The sequence below is a fragment of the Bacillus sp. FSL M8-0266 genome (genome assembly GCF_038613425.1).
GTDB lineage: Bacteria > Bacillota > Bacilli > Bacillales > Bacillaceae > Bacillus > Bacillus pumilus.
In genome coordinates this window covers 1936052-1955279 of the sequence record NZ_CP152015.1, presented here as the reverse complement: position 1 = coordinate 1955279, position 19228 = coordinate 1936052, and the positions used below count along the sequence as shown (strand labels likewise).

9 protein-coding genes are annotated in these 19228 nt (G+C 45.4%); 8 read left to right on the top strand and 1 reads right to left on the bottom strand.

Going from position 1 to position 19228, the window contains the following annotated elements:
* Positions 1–149: 149 nt before the first annotated feature.
* The 7 genes from gltB (at position 150) to MKY83_RS09745 (ending at position 11967) form a co-directional block, all read left to right on the top strand.
* Positions 150–4721 (top strand): glutamate synthase large subunit, encoded by a 4572-nt coding sequence (gene gltB, locus MKY83_RS09775; RefSeq protein WP_065098165.1) that lies wholly within the window; start codon positions 150–152, stop codon positions 4719–4721.
* Between the two features lie 16 nt (positions 4722–4737).
* Positions 4738–6222: a glutamate synthase small subunit gene (gene gltD / locus MKY83_RS09770; RefSeq protein WP_065098164.1), complete on the top strand. Its 1485-nt coding sequence runs from the start codon at positions 4738–4740 to the stop codon at positions 6220–6222.
* Positions 6223–6571: 349 nt separating this feature from the next.
* Positions 6572–7267 carry a DUF421 domain-containing protein gene (locus tag MKY83_RS09765; protein WP_044141266.1) on the top strand — a complete coding sequence of 232 codons (696 nt, stop codon included), beginning with the start codon at positions 6572–6574 and terminating at the stop codon, positions 7265–7267.
* 92 nt (positions 7268–7359) lie between these two features.
* Positions 7360–8343, top strand: a complete 984-nt coding sequence (locus MKY83_RS09760; protein WP_342488624.1) for a pectinesterase family protein — start codon at positions 7360–7362, stop codon at positions 8341–8343.
* Between the two features lie 127 nt (positions 8344–8470).
* Positions 8471–9955 carry a D-alanyl-D-alanine carboxypeptidase/D-alanyl-D-alanine-endopeptidase gene (gene dacB, locus MKY83_RS09755; protein WP_342488622.1) on the top strand — a complete coding sequence of 495 codons (1485 nt, stop codon included), beginning with the start codon at positions 8471–8473 and terminating at the stop codon, positions 9953–9955.
* 19 nt (positions 9956–9974) lie between these two features.
* Positions 9975–11342 (top strand): MATE family efflux transporter, encoded by a 1368-nt coding sequence (locus MKY83_RS09750; protein WP_065098161.1) that lies wholly within the window; start codon positions 9975–9977, stop codon positions 11340–11342.
* Between the two features lie 64 nt (positions 11343–11406).
* Positions 11407–11967, top strand: coding sequence for a CatB-related O-acetyltransferase (locus tag MKY83_RS09745; protein ID WP_126741856.1), 561 nt, complete (start codon positions 11407–11409; stop codon positions 11965–11967).
* Positions 11968–12138: 171 nt separating this feature from the next.
* Here MKY83_RS09745 and MKY83_RS09740 read toward each other — a convergent pair whose 3' ends face one another.
* Positions 12139–18027, bottom strand: a complete 5889-nt coding sequence (locus MKY83_RS09740) for a hypothetical protein (protein WP_342490529.1) — start codon at positions 18025–18027, stop codon at positions 12139–12141.
* A 174-nt stretch (positions 18028–18201) separates the two neighbouring features.
* Between MKY83_RS09740 and MKY83_RS09735 the strand changes: the two genes are divergently transcribed.
* On the top strand, positions 18202–19221 hold the full coding sequence (locus MKY83_RS09735; protein WP_340911106.1) for an LLM class flavin-dependent oxidoreductase: 1020 nt from the start codon (positions 18202–18204) through the stop codon (positions 19219–19221).
* Positions 19222–19228 lie beyond the last annotated feature (7 nt).

Here is a 19228-nt window from a genome sequence, read left to right as displayed (position 1 = left end):
ACACTTCACACCCATCTATCTCAAAAAGAGATTGTTTTCATCTAAATTATATATTGTTTATATTAATTTGAAAACTTAAAATAAGTTACAGAGTTTGTGAGATTTTATTACTGTGAAAAAACGGATCTTTTAAACGGGGGAGAGAAACGATGACTTATAATCAACTACCACAACCACAAGGTCTCTACCGTCCTGAATTTGAACATGATGCATGTGGGATCGGACTGTACGCTCATTTAAAAGGGGAAGCGACACACAGCATCGTCAAAAAGGGATTACAAATGCTGTGCCAGCTTGATCACCGCGGTGGGCAAGGCAGTGATCCGTATACAGGTGATGGTGCCGGCTTAATGGTACAACTACCAGACGCTTTCTTTAGAAAAAGCTGCAAAGACTTTGCACTTCCTGAAAAGGGCCGTTACGGGGTAGGAATGGTCTTCTTTTCAAAAGAGGATGACGAGAAAACGCGCCAAGCCATCGAGCAAAAAATCAACGGGTTCATTAAACAAGAAGGTCAAACATTAATTGGCTGGAGAACAGTTCCTATTGATGCAGGGAAAATTGGTACTGTCGCAGCGAAGAGCTGTCCGGTTGTGAGGCAAGTCTTTATCGGGGCAAATGACAAGATCACAGATCGTTTGTCATTTGAAAGAAAATTATATGTCATTCGTAAACAGGCTGAGAACTGGGGGACAGCAGAGGAAAAACAATTTTACTTTGTCAGCCTGTCGAGTCAAACCATTGTATACAAGGGGCTTTTAACATCAGATCAAGTCGATGCTTTTTATCTTGATCTTCAGGATGAAACATTTGTTTCTGCATTTTCACTTGTTCATTCACGATTTAGTACAAATACATTTCCTACATGGGAAAGAGCCCATCCAAACCGCTATTTGATTCACAACGGTGAAATTAACACATTAAGAGGAAACATCAATTGGATGAGAGCAAGAGAACAACAATTCGTATCTGAAGCTTTCGGAGACGATTTAGACAAGATTTTGCCAGTGCTGAATGCAGACGGAAGTGATTCATCCATTCTAGACAATGCCTTTGAATTCTTTGTGCTTGCAGGCCGTACACCTGCTCATACAGCCATGATGCTGATTCCAGAGCCATGGACTGAAAACACGCACATGTCGAAAGAAAAACGGGCATTTTATGAATACCATAGTTCTCTCATGGAACCGTGGGATGGGCCAACAGCTATTTCCTTTACTGATGGTAAACAAATCGGAGCCATCTTAGACCGAAACGGATTAAGACCGGCAAGATACTATGTCACAAATGATGATCATATCATTTTCTCTTCTGAGGTCGGTGTGATCGACACAAATGAAGAGGATGTGAAGTATAAAGATCGTCTTGAGCCAGGTAAAATGCTCTTAATTGATTTAGAAGAAGGGCGAATTATTTCTGACGAAGAAGTGAAATCGACGATTGCCAATGAACTTCCTTATCAAAAATGGCTTGATGAAGAAATGGTGCACGTCAATCGCTCGGAAGAAAATTCAGAAAATTCTAGTATAATGGATGATTTATTGACGCGCCAGCGTGCCTTCCATTATACGTACGAGGACATTCAAAAGTATTTAATTCCTTTACTAGAAGAAGGCAAGGACCCAATCGGTTCAATGGGAAGCGACACTCCGCTTGCTGTGTTATCAGATCGTGCGCAGTCTCTGTTTTCTTACTTCAAGCAGCTGTTTGCACAAGTGACGAACCCGCCGATTGACGCCATTCGTGAGCAGCTTGTGACATCTACGATGACGTGGTTAGGTGCTGAAGGAGATATTTTACATCCGAATGAATATTCATGCCGACGAATTAAACTGTATACACCCGTCTTAACAAGCGGACAGTTTAACGGTTTGAGAACAATTGTTCATAATGCCTTTAAAAGCAAAACGATTCATACTCTTTTCACCGATGATTTAAAGCGCGGGCTGGATGCGATGTTTGAAGAGGCGGAAAAAGCGATCCGTGAAGGTGTATCTTTATTAATTCTTTCCGATCGTGAAATGACGGAAGAAAAAGTGCCGATTCCACCACTTCTGGCGCTAAGTGCACTGCATCAGCATCTTGTGCGTCAAGGCTTACGGACAAAGGTGAGTCTGATCGTTGAATCTGGAGAAGTCAGAGAGGTTCATCATTTTGCCGCACTGATTGGCTATGGAGCAGATGCAATCCATCCTTACCTTGTCTATGAAACGTACAAACAGTTGATTGCAGAAGAAGCGATCTCTTTCAGCTTTGATGAAGCAGTCACAAAGTTTGGTAAAAGCGTAACCGAAGGTGTCGTCAAAGTCATGTCTAAAGTGGGAATCTCCACTGTGCAAAGCTACAGAGGAGCGCAAATCTTTGAAGCCGTCGGCATTAGTGAAGACGTCATTCAGGCGTATTTCACGGGAACAGCTTCTCAGCTTGGCGGGATTGACCTTGAGACCATTGCACATGAAGCAAAACTTCGTCATGAAGCAGGGTATCAGGCAGCGACTGACCAAACACTCGAATCAGGAAGTGACTTCCAGTGGAGAAAAAATGGTGAGCACCATGCCTTTAATCCAAAAACGATCCATACGCTTCAGTGGGCATGCCGCAATGAAGATTACGATCTATTTAAGCAATATACAAAGGCAGCGGACGAAGAAAGAATCGGCTTCCTTCGAAATTTATTTGCTTTCCAGCCAAAACAAAAACCAGTTCGTTTGGAAGACGTTGAATCTGCTGAATCCATCGTGCGCCGATTCAAGACAGGCGCCATGTCATTTGGATCTTTAAGTAAAGAAGCGCACGAAGCACTTGCCATTGCCATGAACCGAATTGGCGGTAAAAGTAACAGCGGAGAAGGCGGAGAAGATCCTGCTCGCTTTACAGTTGATGAGCGCGGCGATGATCGCAGAAGTGCGATTAAACAAATTGCTTCTGGACGCTTTGGCGTAAAGAGTCATTATTTGGTCAATGCAGATGAACTGCAAATTAAAATGGCACAAGGGGCAAAGCCGGGAGAAGGCGGGCAGCTGCCAGGAAATAAAGTATACCCTTGGGTCGCCGATGTACGCGGATCTACACCAGGCGTCGGATTGATTTCACCACCGCCGCATCATGATATTTATTCCATCGAGGATTTAGCGCAGCTGATCCATGATTTGAAAAACGCGAACCGTGATGCCCGCATCAGTGTCAAGCTTGTGTCTAAAGCAGGTGTTGGTACGATTGCAGCAGGTGTTGCAAAAGGGACGGCGGATGTCATTGTCATCAGTGGATACGACGGCGGTACAGGAGCTTCGCCGAAAACGAGTATTAAACACACAGGACTTCCTTGGGAACTCGGTTTGGCAGAGGCGCATCAAACCCTTGTGTTAAACGGCCTTCGCGAAAGAGTCGTTCTTGAAACGGACGGAAAGTTAATGACTGGCCGCGACGTGGTCATGGCTGCGATTTTAGGAGCAGAAGAATACGGCTTTGCGACAGCTCCACTTGTCGTATTGGGCTGTGTGATGATGAGAGCATGTCATTTAGATACTTGCCCAGTCGGCGTTGCTACACAGAATCCAGAGCTTCGCAAAAAATTCATGGGGAACCCTGACCACATTGTGAATTTCATGATGTTTATTGCTGAGGAAGTAAGAGAAATCTTAGCGGAACTTGGCTTTACATCAATGGATGAATTAATTGGACGCACGGATGTTCTAGGAGTTAGCGAACGAGCAAAAGCTCACTGGAAAGCAGGCCAGCTAGACCTTGAAACACTGCTTTATCAGCCAGAAGGAGCTCGTACATTCAGAACACCGCAAAATCATAAAATTGATGAATCACTGGATATGAATGAAATCCTCCCTTATGTACAGGAAGCGCTGAATCATCAAACACCGGTTGATCTATCATTGAATATTCGCAATATCAACCGTGTGGCCGGAACCATTACTGGAAGTGAAGTGTCTAAGCGCTACGGGGAAGAAGGCTTGCCAGAGGATACGATCACACTAAGGTTCACTGGTTCCGCAGGACAAAGCTTCGGTGCTTTTGTGCCAAAGGGCATGTCTCTCTATTTAACAGGTGATTCAAATGACTATATCGGCAAAGGACTCTCTGGAGGCAAAATTGCAGTCAAAACATCTGATCACTTTGTACAAAATGGACATGAAAATGTGATTGTCGGAAACGTCGCATTCTACGGAGCGACAAGCGGAAAAGCCTTTATTAACGGGCGTGCAGGTGAGCGCTTTGCCGTTCGTAATTCAGGCGTGCAGGTGGTTGTTGAAGGAATCGGTGATCATGGATGTGAATATATGACTGGCGGACGTGTCGTCATTTTAGGAGACGTCGGGAAAAACTTTGGCGCAGGCATGTCTGGCGGCGTAGCTTATGTCCATACATCCGATGCGAAACAGTTCAAAAGAATGTGCAACATGGAAATGATCATGTTTGAAAAACTCACAGATCACGATGAAGAGCAAGAAGTGAAACAGCTGATTCAAGAGCACCTTCACTATACAAACAGCGCAAAAGCTTCGGCACTTTTAGAAAACTGGGCGCAAGAAAAGGATCAATTCATCAAGGTCATTCCGAGAAATTACAAAATGATGCTTCAAAGCATTGAAGAACAAAAACAAGCGGGCCTTAGTCATGAGGAAGCGGTCATGTATGCCTTTGAAGCAAACACGAAACCGAAAAATCAAGAAACGGCAAACGGGCAAAAAGCAGCCCTCGCTCATTAAGAAAGGGGAGAGGACAATGGGCAAAGCAACAGGTTTTATGGATTATAAAAGAGAAAAGCCAAATGAACGTGACCCTCTCACTCGTCAAAATGACTGGAAAGAATATTCAGCTCCTTATACAGATGACGTATTGAAGAAGCAGGGCGCTAGATGTATGGATTGCGGCACACCGTTTTGTCAAATTGGGATGGAGATCAAAGGCGGCGTGTCAGGCTGCCCGATCTACAATTTAATTCCAGAATGGAACGACCTTGTGTATCGCGGGAGATGGAAAGAAGCGCTCGAAAGACTGCAAAAAACAAATAATTTCCCTGAATTTACTGGGAGAGTATGTCCAGCGCCTTGCGAAGGGTCATGTACAGTCGCCATCAATGATCCAGCTGTTTCAATTAAAAATATCGAACGCACGATCATTGATAAAGGCTTTGAAAATGGATGGATCACACCGAGAATTCCTTCAAGCCGTACAGGCAGGAAAATTGCCATTGTCGGCTCAGGACCAGCAGGACTTGCAAGTGCTGATCAATTAAACCAAGCAGGTCACGCCGTCACAGTGTTCGAACGGTCTGACCGCCTTGGCGGACTGCTGACATACGGTATTCCAAACATGAAACTGGACAAAGAAGTAGTGGAGCGAAGAGTCAAACTGCTGAGACAAGAAGGCATTGATTTTGTAACGAACACAGAAATCGGCGTGGATGTCACTGCCGATGAACTGAAAGAACAGTTTGATGCGGTCATCCTGTGTACAGGTGCACAAAAGCAGCGTGACCTGTTGATTGAAGGCCGGGAAGCTAAAGGGATTCACCTTGCGATGGATTATTTAACCCTCGCAACAAAAAGCATGCTGGATTCAGGATTTAAAGACAAAAACTTTATTGATGCAAAAGGAAAAGACGTGATTGTCATTGGCGGAGGAGATACAGGTGCGGATTGCGTTGCAACTGCCCTTCGCCAAAAAGCAAAAAGTGTTGTTCAGTTCGGGAAGCATCCGAAGCTTCCGGATACACGTGTAGGGGATAACATGTGGCCTGAACAGCCTTACGTCTTCTCACTCGATTATGCTTATGAAGAAGCACAAGCTAAATTCGGGGAAGATCCGCGTCAATATTCCATTCAAACCACAAAAATTGTGGCAGATAAAAATGGAAAATTAAAAGAGCTTCATACGATTCAAATGGAAAAGGTGAAAAACGAACATGGGAAGTTTGAATTTCATGAGATTCCAGGGACAGAAAAAGTATGGCCGGCTCAGCTAGTCTTTATTGCAATTGGTTTTGAGGGAACTGAACAGCCACTCGTGAAACACTTTGGCGTGGACAGCAAAAACAATCGCATTGACGCAAAGTATGGGGAGTATACAACAAATGTAGAAGGCGTATTTGCAGCGGGAGATGCAAGACGCGGGCAAAGCTTGATTGTCTGGGCAATTAATGAAGGCAGACAAGTGGCGCACGAGGTAGACCGTTATTTAATGGGGAGTTCGGTTCTGCCAAAATAGGTCAAACAAAGGGTGTTTATGATATAGAAAAGCCATGATCCAATAGTGATCATGGCTTTTTATGATTCAGATATGGTTTGATTTACTATCACTTTTTCCCGCTCTAGTGGAGATGCAGCTAAAAGAACGAACTAAAGGCAGCGTGCTGGCTGAAGGAAGGGTGAGCTGATTGGAAAATCTATCTTTCATTAGGTAACGTTCAAGCACTAGATTTACGGGTATGTCAAAACGTGTGACATATTGGTTAGGAAGACGACGTTTTGATTTTACTGCCTTTGTATAACCGGTTTAGATCCTTCCTTTCATGTACATGCTGTAGATAAATGCAGTAAGAAAGGAAGGTAAGCTTGTGCCGTTTTTTAACATTTTGATTGAACTGTTTATCGGGTTTTTCGCCTTATTTTCTATTACAAAATTATTAGGAAAAACACAATTCGCACAAATCACGCCATTTGATTTTATTTCTGCGCTGATTTTAGGGGAAATGGTCGGAAACGCCATTTTTGACCCAGAAGTCAAGATTCAGCATATTTTGTTTGCTGTTGCGGTATGGGGCATTCTCATCTATACAGTTGAATGGTTTTCACAGCGCTTTAAAGGTATTCGAGCCTTTTTAGAAGGAAGACCGACACTTGTCATTGATCAAGGGAAGATTCACTACAATCGCTTGAAGAAAAATATGCTTGATCTCAATCAACTGCAGACACTGATTCGTGCGAAGGGTCATTTTGCCTTGAATGAAATTGAATATGCCATTTTGGAAACAGATGGATCGGTGAGCGTTCTTCCGAAAATGAAATACGCAACAGCCACCGCAGAAGATGTGAACGTGAAGGGAAAAGAAGTCAAATTGCCCAGAACGTTTATTATTGATGGTGAAATTTTAAAAAAAGATTTACAAGAAGCTGGCTTCGATGAAACATGGCTGAGTGAGCAATTAAAAAAGCAGCACATTTCTTCTTATCGAGACGTTCTATTTTGTGAATGGATTGAAAATGAAGGGATTTATGCAATGAAATATGAAAAGTCTAAAAAACATCCATAACATCTATAAGTGGGTGTTTTTTTGTGCGTGTCATGAATAGGATCAAAAAGAATGTTTGATTGAAAACGTTCACAAAGAGGAGGAGATGTACGATGAAGTATGGAAAGGTATGGCTTGTAGTCGTCTTGTCTTTATTACTATTGAACTCAGCAGCTTCACTTCAAGCAGCCGGACATCAGAATCAAACAAATCGCGTCCTTGTGGTCGATCAAAAGGGAAATGGCTCGTTTCGAACCGTTCAGTCTGCCATTGATACGATTCCAGTGAACAATCAACAGCGCGTAACGATCTATATTAAAAATGGTGTGTATAAAGAAAAAATCCTGCTTCCGCAAAATAAACCTTACGTGTCCTTTATCGGGGAAGACCAACACAAGACGATTCTGACGTATAATGATACAAATGCAAGTACTGGTAGCACAACAAATAGCTCAAGCACAATGATTCGTGCGAACGACTTTTACGCAGAAAATATCACCTTTCAAAATACGGCCGGCAGACATGCTGGTCAGGCGGTTGCACTATACGTGTCCGGTGACCGGGCTGCGTTCAAACAAATACGGGTCTTAGGCTATCAAGATACGCTTTATGCAACAGGTACAGGCCGGCAATATTATGAAAACTGCTATATCGAAGGCACGGTCGATTTTATTTTTGGATCAGCTACAGCCGTGTTTAAAAGAGCTGAAATAAAAAGTCTTGGAAATGGGTATATTACTGCAGCATCCACAACAGAAGCTCAAAAGTATGGATATGTATTCATCGATTCTACGCTCAAAAAGGGGACGGCTGCTGTTCAATCAGTTTATTTAGGACGTCCGTGGCGGCCTCATTCTGCTGTGACATTCCTCTATACAAAAATGGATGATCATATAAAGGCAAATGGATGGCATAACTGGGATAACCGTGATAACGAAAGAACAGCTAGATATAAAGAATACGGATCGACAGGGGCAGGAAGCAATTCGACAAACCGCGTAAAATGGTCCAGCATTTTAACGAAAAACGAAGCAAGTCAAATCACAGTGCAAGCTGTTCTTAGCGGAACCGATGGCTGGAATCCAGAAAAAAGGTAAAGAGCTTGTCAGTTTTCGTCAAAGAAAGCTGACTTTTCTGTTTAAAAAACCTTTGAGAACAAACGTTCTTTTGTGTATAATGAACATATTCTTCTAAAATTAGCTGCGACAAAAAAGGAGGGATTGGGTGAAGCGTTTTTCACAGATCTTGTTTTTACAAATATGCATCCTGTCGATTTTATTTCTCCCTTTTTCAGCAAAAGATGATCAACTTACAGCTCGTGACGACTCACTGCCGTGGGTAACAGCTTTAGATGAATTTATACGAACAGTACCTGATTTAGAGGGCGCGATCTCTGGCATTAGCGTCCGCAATACTTCTGACTCCTCTCTTCTTTATGAACATCAAGCCGATATTCGTCTTACTCCTGCTTCTAATATGAAACTGCTCACTTCAGCCATCGCTCTTGATATACTAGGAGAAACACACACATTTCCGACAGACATCTGGATAGATGGTTCTATTCAAAAGAAAACGTTACATGGCAACCTGTATCTTCGCGGCACTGGAGATCCGACTTTATTAGATGAGGATTTTGCAAAACTTGCCAAACAAGTCAAAAAGGGTGGAATACATACAGTTCGCGGGCAGCTTGTGGCAGATGACACTTGGTTTGATGACACGAGATATTCTATTGATCTGCCGTGGAGTGATGAGGATCAATACTACGGCGCACAAATATCTGCTCTCACAGCTTCACCGAATCAAGATTATGATGCAGGAACCGTGATTCTCGAAGTAAAGCCAGGCAAAAAAGCAGGGCAAAAAGCGACCTATGACATGATTCCGAAGACTTCTGTCCCTCAAGTTATCAATCAAGTAAAAACCGTGCCAGAAGGAGGGAAAAAGAAGATTTCTTTTAAGCGCTCTCACGGCACAAACAAAATCACTTTAACTGGCACCATTCCGGTGAAAGCTAGTGTATCTAGACAATGGGTAGCGTTATGGGAGCCATCCTCTTATGCGTTAGATTTAATGAAACGAGCGTTAAAGGCGGAAGGGATTCATGTAAAAGGATCGCTGAAAACAAAACAAGTCCCTAAAAAAGCCAAGAAAATTGCCACCCATTCATCGATGCCTTTATCAGAGCTCCTTGTTTCCATGATGAAACTCAGCAACAATACCCATGCAGAAATATTGCTGAAGGAACTTGGAAAACAAGTGAAGAATAAAGGGAGCTTTGACGATGGACTGGATGTCATGAATGAACGGCTTCCCGCCTTTGGCATCGATTCTTCCCATACTGTGCTGCGAGATGGGTCGGGCATCTCACCTATTAACCTTGTTTCTGCCAATCAGTTCACGTTATTTTTGACAAACATTCAAAAGGAAAAATGGTTTAAGACCTATGAACATGCGCTTCCGTTAGCAGGGGCAAGTGACCGAATGGTCGGAGGGACGTTAAGGAACAGATTAAAAGAACCTGCTACACTAGAAAAAGTTCGTGCAAAAACAGGTTCATTAACTACGGTCAGTACACTTTCTGGATATATTGACACAAAGAGCGGAAAGACGGTCGCTTTTTCCATTTTATTAAATCATCTTGTTGATGACGAGAAAGGGAAAGAGATAGAAGACCACATTGTCAGCATTTTAGCTGAGAATCTTTAGATAGAGAAGGAGAACCATCATGACGTTAGATAACAATCAATCTTTAGTAAAAACCATGTCCATTTTTCTCGTCCCGCTTTTGCTTAGCAATATTTTGCAATCAATCGGACAACTTGTATCCATCGTCCTTGTCGGCAGATGGATTGGAGAGGATGCAGTAGCTGCCATTTCTGCATTCTTTCCGCTTTTCTTTTTACTCGTTTCTTTTTCCATCGGAATTGGATCGGGAAGTTCAATCCTTATTGGACAAGCGTATGGAGCAAAAAATGAACAAAGATTAAAAGAAATTATTGGCACAACACTTTCATTCACTTTTTTGATCGGACTTTCTTTAGCAATCATTGGAGGTTTTTTTGCAACAGATATCTTAAATCTCATGGGAACACCTGCGAATATCGTGGAGGAAAGTGCGGCTTATGCCAGAATTCTATTCATCTCAATGCCGATCTTATTTCTTTATTTTGTTTACACGACTTTCCTGCGAGGGACAGGGGATTCAAAAACGCCTTTTTATTTCTTAATGATTAGTACGGCAACGAATATTTTAATGCTGCCCATTTTATTATTTGGCTGGCTGGGGCTGCCGGCATTTGGTTTATACGGCGCTGCGTATGCTTCTGTGATATCAACAATTGTGACATTTATCATTCTACAAATCTACTTATATAAAACAAAACACCCGCTTCGCATCGATGCATCGGTTAGAAAGCATTTTTTAATGAAAGGGGATCTACTAAAAACATTATTAAAGCTCAGCATTCCATCGAGCATTAATATGATCCTTATTTCTTTATCAGAAATTGCTGTTATTTCCTTTGTCAATGATTATGGATCACAGGCGACTGCTGCCTATGGTGTTGTCAATCAAGTTGTGAGCTATGTGCAGATGCCGGCAGTAAGTCTTGGCATCGCGGTCTCTATCTTTGCAGCACAATTCATCGGCGCAGGGAATATCAACCGATTGAAAGATGTGATAAAAATCGGGTTAGGGCTCAATTTTGCCATAGGCGGATTCATTATTATCATTGTTTATCTCTTCGCACCGCAGATTTTATCTATCTTTTTAACAGATTCTAAGACGATCGACATTGCCTATAGTTTAGTCGTCATTACATTATGGAGCTATCTTATTTTTGGAACAGCCCAAATTGTCGCAGCCACGATGAGAGCAAGTGGAACAGTTTTATGGCCAACAATCTTTAGTATTTGCTCGATTTGGCTTGTAGAAGTGCCAGTCGCTTATGTGCTATCGCACTACACAACCCTTGGCATCAAGGGCATCTGGATTGGCTATCCTGCGGCTTTCTTTGTGAACTTACTCCTTCAATACGGCTACTATCAGCTCGTATGGAAGAAAAAACAGATTGTAGCGCTAGTGCAGTCATAATGTAAAAGTGTGAAGCAGCATATACATACGAAGATCTATCACTTTTAAGGAGGTATGATTTTCTATGTATTTGAATCAAAGAAGTGAACTGAACTTGTACAATATCGGTGATTTTTCTTATGCCGGACCAGATTTCCAAGTGCTAACGTGGGGGGAAGGAACGACATTAAACATCGGAAAGTTTTGTTCCATCGCAAACGAAGTAAAAATTTTCCTTGGCGGTGAACACCGTACAGATTGGGTCACAACGTATCCGTTTAATCAAATTTTCAAGGAAGCTGCCCACATTAAAGGACATCCGAAATCGAAGGGAGATGTACACATAGGGCACGACGTATGGATTGGGTATGGCGCGACGATTATGTCAGGAGTATGTATAGGGAACGGAGCAGTGATCGGAGCAAATAGTGTAATCACAAAAGATGTGCCGCCATATGCAATTGCCGCAGGAAACCCTCAGAAGCTAATGAAATATCGTTTTTCTTCTAACACAATTGAAAAACTCCAATCATTGGAATGGTGGAATCTAGAGTTTTCAAGCATACAGTCCATTTTTCAGCTCTTACAATCAAATGATATCGAAACCTGTATAAACGCAATAGAAGAAATAAAAATGAAAGGCTAAAGTAGCTTTTCCAGATTGTTGACAAAGGGCTGAAATGATCTTTATTTTAGCCCTTTGTCTTCTTTTCAATGTAATAGAAAACTAAGAAGGACGAGCACCGAAGCGCAAGACTGACAGCGAATGCGAGAGGTAGTATACGTCCTGAAAAAGCCCGAGATGGGCTTTTTGTATTTATTCCAATCGTATGATGGTTAATGCCGCTCCTACCGATCCTCCGCCAAGTAATACAACTGCTGCGATCAATCCGAATATTTGGAGAGAAAGTTGGTTACCTGCTACAAGTGTTGTGATGAGAGATACGTTGTAGCTAGACGCAGATAAAGCGGGCGTTAAAATAGATCCAGGAATGGCAGAACCGTTGTTAATCACCCTTGTTCCAGCAAGAAGTCCTGCACTTGCATTGACTTGATACGTGATGAAATACCGACCTGAGACAGGTACAGTAAACACCGTATTTCCACCACCTACTGTAAATCCATCTAAACTTTGATTATTGGGTAAAGAAACTGACGTTCCACCTAATACAACTAGTACTGTACTTCCCGATGTATTGGACGCGTACATCGAATTAGCAGTTAAACTGGTACCTGTTGCACCCGTAGGGCCAGTTGCACCAGTGATACCCGTTGCGCCAGTAATACCTGTAGCTCCAGTGATACCCGTTGCACCAGTAATACCCGTAGCTCCAGTGATACCCGTTGCACCAGTAATACCCGTAGCTCCAGTGATACCCGTCGAACCAGTGATACCTGTAGCTCCAGTGATACCCGTCGAACCAGTAGGACCTGTTGGTCCCGTGCTGCCTGTAGCACCAGTAATACCGGTTGCGCCAGTGATACCCGTGGTTCCAGTAATACCTGTAGCTCCAGTGACACCCGTGGCTCCAGTAGGTCCGGTTTCTCCAGTAATACCCGTTGCGCCAGTAATACCTGTCGCACCAGTGATACCCGTTGCGCCAGTAATACCTGTCGCACCAGTAATACCCGTTGCGCCAGTAATACCGGTTGCGCCAGTAATACCTGTCGAACCAGTAGGACCTGTTGGTCCCGTGCTACCTATCGCACCAGTGACACCCGTTGCTCCAGTAGGTCCGGTTTCTCCAGTAATACCCGTTGCTCCAGTAGGTCCGGTTTCTCCAGTAATACCTGTAGCTCCAGTGATACCCGTTGCGCCAGTAATACCTGTCGCACCAGTGATACCCGTTGCACCAGTAATACCCGTAGCTCCAGTGATACCCGTTGCGCCAGTAATACCCGTCGAACCAGTAGGACCTGTTGGTCCCGTGCTGCCTGTAGCACCAGTAATACCGGTTGCGCCAGTGATACCCGTGGTTCCAGTAATACCTGTAGCTCCAGTGACACCCGTGGCTCCAGTAGGTCCGGTTTCTCCAGTAATACCCGTTGCGCCAGTAATACCTGTCGAACCAGTGATACCCGTTGCGCCAGTAATACCTGTCGCACCAGTAATACCCGTTGCGCCAGTAATACCAGTTGCACCAGTAATACCTGTGGCTCCAGTAGGTCCGGTTTCTCCAGTAATACCCGTTGCGCCAGTAATACCGGTTGCGCCAGTGATACCCGTTGTACCAGTGATACCCGTTGCGCCAGTAATACCTGTCGAACCAGTAGGACCTGTTGGTCCCGTGCTACCTATCGCACCAGTGACACCCGTTGCTCCAGTAGGTCCGGTTTCTCCAGTAATACCCGTTGCACCAGTGATACCTGTAGCTCCAGTGACACCCGTGGCTCCAGTAGGTCCGGTTTCTCCAGTAATACCCGTTGCGCCAGTAATACCTGTCGCACCAGTGATACCCGTTGCGCCAGTAATACCTGTCGCACCAGTAATACCCGTTGCGCCAGTAATACCGGTTGCGCCAGTAATACCTGTCGAACCAGTAGGACCTGTTGGTCCCGTGCTACCTATCGCACCAGTGACACCCGTTGCTCCAGTAGGTCCGGTTTCTCCAGTAATACCCGTTGCTCCAGTAGGTCCGGTTTCTCCAGTAATACCTGTAGCTCCAGTGATACCCGTTGCGCCAGTAATACCTGTCGCACCAGTGATACCCGTTGCACCAGTAATACCCGTAGCTCCAGTGATACCCGTAGCTCCAGTAATACCCGTTGCACCAGTAATACCCGTCGAACCAGTGATACCTGTAGCTCCAGTGATACCCGTTGCGCCAGTAATACCTGTCGCACCAGTGATACCCGTTGCACCAGTAATACCCGTAGCTCCAGTGATACCCGTTGCGCCAGTAATACCCGTTGCACCAGTAATACCCGTCGAACCAGTGATACCTGTAGCTCCAGTGATACCCGTCGAACCAGTAGGACCTGTTGGTCCCGTGCTGCCTGTAGCACCAGTAATACCGGTTGCGCCAGTGATACCCGTGGTTCCAGTAATACCTGTAGCTCCAGTGACACCCGTGGCTCCAGTAGGTCCGGTTTCTCCAGTAATACCCGTTGCGCCAGTAATACCTGTCGCACCAGTGATACCCGTTGCGCCAGTAATACCTGTCGCACCAGTAATACCCGTTGCGCCAGTAATACCTGTTGCTCCAGTAATACCAGTTGCTCCAGTAGGTCCGGTTTCTCCAGTAATACCCGTTGCGCCAGTAATACCAGTTGCACCAGTAATACCAGTTGCTCCAGTAGGTCCGGTTTCTCCAGTAATACCCGTTGCGCCAGTAATACCTGTAGCTCCAGTGATACCGGTTGCGCCAGTAATACCTGTAGCTCCAGTGATACCGGTTGCGCCAGTAATACCGGTTGCGCCAGTAATACCCGTTGCGCCAGTAATACCTGTTGCACCAGTAATACCTGTTGCTCCAGTAGGTCCGGTTTCTCCAGTAATACCCGTTGCGCCAGTAATACCTGTAGCTCCAGTGATACCGGTTGCGCCAGTAATACCCGTTGCGCCAGTAATACCTGTAGCTCCAGTGATACCCGTTGCGCCAGTAATACCTGTCGCACCAGTGATACCCGTTGCGCCAGTAATACCTGTCGCACCAGTAATACCGGTTGCGCCAGTAATACCTGTTGCACCAGTAATACCTGTTGCTCCAGTAGGTCCGGTTTCTCCAGTAATACCCGTTGCACCAGTGATACCTGTAGCTCCAGTGACACCCGTGGCTCCAGTAGGTCCGGTTTCTCCAGTAATACCTGTCGCACCAGTGATACCCGTTGCGCCAGTAATACCTGTCGCACCAGTAATACCGGTTGCGCCAGTAATACCTGTTGCACCAGTAATACCTGTTGCTCCAGTAGGTCCGGTTTCTCCAGTAATACCCGTTGCACCAGTGATACCTGTAGCTCCAGTGACACCCGTGGCTCCAGTAGGTCCGGTTTCTCCAGTAATACCTGTCGCACCAGTGATACCCGTTGCGCCAGTAATACCTGTCGCACCAGTGATACCCGTTACACCAGTAATACCCGTTACACCAGTAATACCCGTAGCTCCAGTGATACCCGTTGCGCCAGTAATACCCGTTGCACCAGTAATACCCGTAGAACCAGTGATACCTGTAGCTCCAGTGATACCCGTCGAACCAGTAGGACCTGTTGGTCCCGTGCTGCCTGTAGCACCAGTAATACCGGTTGCGCCAGTGATACCCGTGGTTCCAGTAATACCTGTAGCTCCAGTGACACCCGTGGCTCCAGTAGGTCCGGTTTCTCCAGTAATACCCGTTGCGCCAGTAATACCTGTCGAACCAGTGATACCCGTTGCGCCAGTAATACCTGTCGCACCAGTAATACCCGTTGCGCCAGTAATACCAGTTGCACCAGTAATACCTGTGGCTCCAGTAGGTCCGGTTTCTCCAGTAATACCCGTTGCGCCAGTAATACCGGTTGCGCCAGTGATACCCGTTGTACCAGTGATACCCGTTGCGCCAGTAATACCTGTTGCACCAGTAATACCTGTGGCTCCAGTAGGTCCGGTTTCTCCAGTAATACCCGTTGCACCAGTGATACCTGTAGCTCCAGTGACACCCGTTGCTCCAGTAGGTCCGGTTTCTCCAGTAATACCCGTTGCGCCAGTAATACCTGTCGCACCAGTGATACCCGTTGCGCCAGTAATACCTGTCGCACCAGTAATACCGGTTGCGCCAGTGATACCCGTTGCGCCAGTAATACCTGTCGAACCAGTAGGACCTGTTGGTCCCGTGCTACCTATCGCACCAGTGACACCCGTTGCTCCAGTAGGTCCGGTTTCTCCAGTAATACCCGTTGCTCCAGTAGGTCCGGTTTCTCCAGTAATACCTGTAGCTCCAGTGATACCCGTTGCGCCAGTAATACCTGTCGCACCAGTGATACCCGTTGCACCAGTAATACCCGTAGCTCCAGTGATACCCGTAGCTCCAGTAATACCCGTTGCACCAGTAATACCCGTCGAACCAGTGATACCTGTAGCTCCAGTGATACCCGTTGCGCCAGTAATACCTGTCGCACCAGTGATACCCGTTGCACCAGTAATACCCGTAGCTCCAGTGATACCCGTTGCGCCAGTAATACCCGTCGAACCAGTAGGACCTGTTGGTCCCGTGCTGCCTGTAGCACCAGTAATACCGGTTGCGCCAGTGATACCCGTGGTTCCAGTAATACCTGTAGCTCCAGTGACACCCGTGGCTCCAGTAGGTCCGGTTTCTCCAGTAATACCCGTTGCGCCAGTAATACCTGTCGCACCAGTGATACCCGTTGCGCCAGTAATACCTGTCGCACCAGTAATACCCGTTGCGCCAGTAATACCTGTTGCTCCAGTAATACCAGTTGCTCCAGTAGGTCCGGTTTCTCCAGTAATACCCGTTGCGCCAGTAATACCAGTTGCACCAGTAATACCAGTTGCTCCAGTAGGTCCGGTTTCTCCAGTAATACCCGTTGCGCCAGTAATACCTGTAGCTCCAGTGATACCGGTTGCGCCAGTAATACCTGTAGCTCCAGTGATACCGGTTGCGCCAGTAATACCGGTTGCGCCAGTAATACCCGTTGCGCCAGTAATACCTGTTGCACCAGTAATACCTGTTGCTCCAGTAGGTCCGGTTTCTCCAGTAATACCCGTTGCGCCAGTAATACCTGTAGCTCCAGTGATACCGGTTGCGCCAGTAATACCCGTTGCGCCAGTAATACCTGTAGCTCCAGTGATACCCGTTGCGCCAGTAATACCTGTCGCACCAGTGATACCCGTTGCGCCAGTAATACCTGTCGCACCAGTAATACCGGTTGCGCCAGTAATACCTGTTGCACCAGTAATACCTGTTGCTCCAGTAGGTCCGGTTTCTCCAGTAATACCCGTTGCACCAGTGATACCTGTAGCTCCAGTGACACCCGTGGCTCCAGTAGGTCCGGTTTCTCCAGTAATACCTGTCGCACCAGTGATACCCGTTGCGCCAGTAATACCTGTCGCACCAGTGATACCCGTTACACCAGTAATACCCGTAGCTCCAGTGATACCCGTTGCGCCAGTAATACCCGTTGCACCAGTAATACCCGTAGAACCAGTGATACCTGTAGCTCCAGTGATACCCGTCGAACCAGTAGGACCTGTTGGTCCCGTGCTGCCTGTAGCACCAGTAATACCGGTTGCGCCAGTGATACCCGTGGTTCCAGTAATACCTGTAGCTCCAGTGACACCCGTGGCTCCAGTAGGTCCGGTTTCTCCAGTAATACCCGTTGCGCCAGTAATACCTGTCGCACCAGTAATACCCGTTGCGCCAGTAATACCTGTCGGTCCAGTAGGTCCGGTTTCTCCAGTGGTACCCGTTGCGCCAGTGATACCTGTTGCACCAGTAATACCTGTAGCTCCAGTGATACCCGTCGAACCAGTAGGACCAGATGGGCCTGCTGGACCTCTTCTTCCAATCGTATGCCTTGGGTCATTTTCTTCTTTTGCAATGTGACAAGGGTGATTAACTTGAGGAACGCTTTGTTTTGGGTGTTTTTGTTTAACAAATGGACAGTCTCTTCTTTGATGACGGTCATGACGTGATCTTTTGTAATGAGGCTGTTCATGATATTTACCGCAAAAGGGACATTTGTGATCGAATTGATTGTACAAATTGCCCATCTCCTAAAATTGATATTTCATTCTATGAGCAAATTTTTAAATTGGAAGTAAAACCTAGAAAATCATCATTTCGAAAATCATCGAATCAAATCATTTAAATGTTTGATGATTTTATGTTATGGTGTTGAAAGTATGGAACTAGTATGATTTTTGACAGAAATGGGGACATCATTTATGAGTCAATCAGTTTTACAGCGCACAGCTTATTCCGTTTTAAATTTATCCTCTGTAACAGAAGGAGGCACCATCAAGGAGTCTTTTGAACATAGTATGGATTTAGCAAAAAAGGCGGAGAAGTGGGGTTATCATAGATACTGGCTGGCAGAACACCATAATATGGAAGGTGTTGCGAGTTCTGCAACGTCCGTTTTAATTGGGTATATTGCTGGCGGAACCGAAAAAATTCGAGTAGGATCTGGCGGAATTATGCTGCCAAACCACTCTTCACTTGTCATTGCTGAACAATTTGGGACACTTGAGACATTATATCCGGGGAGAATTGATTTAGGTCTTGGCAGAGCACCAGGGACAGATCAGTTAACGGCAAGGGCGCTTAGACGTAATCTTCATAATGGAGAAGATTTCCCTGAGCAGCTAGAAGAACTTCGGCAATATTTTAAACCAACCGGACAAGTCAAAAAACATGTAAGAGCCGTTCCGGGAGAGGGTCTAAACATCCCGATTTGGCTGCTTGGTTCAAGCGGTTTTAGCGCAAGACTTGCAGGAGAACTTGGATTGCCATTTGCCTTTGCGGCACATTTTTCACCTAAAAATACAATTCCTGCTTTAGAGTTGTATAGACAGTCATTTAGACCTTCTGATGTGTTAAAAGAGCCTTATGCCATGGTGGGGGTGACAGCTTTTGCTGCAGATCAAACAGAGCGGGCTGAATATTTGGCAACCTCTCATTATCAGCGGTTTTTGAGTCTCATTCGAAATACTCCAGGAAAACTCAAAGCGCCTGTCGACAGTATGGACGGCCTTTGGAGTCCATATGAAAAAGCGATGGTGGATGAACAATTAAGTTCGACAATGATCGGGGATAAAGAAAAGGTGAAAAAAGAATTGGAAGCCTTTATTGAAACCACTCAAGCAGACGAAGTGATGATTAATTCGGATATGTTTGACCATCAAGAAAGAATGCGTTCATATGAAATCATCGGCGAGATCTTCCAAGAAGCACAAGAAAAATAAACATAAA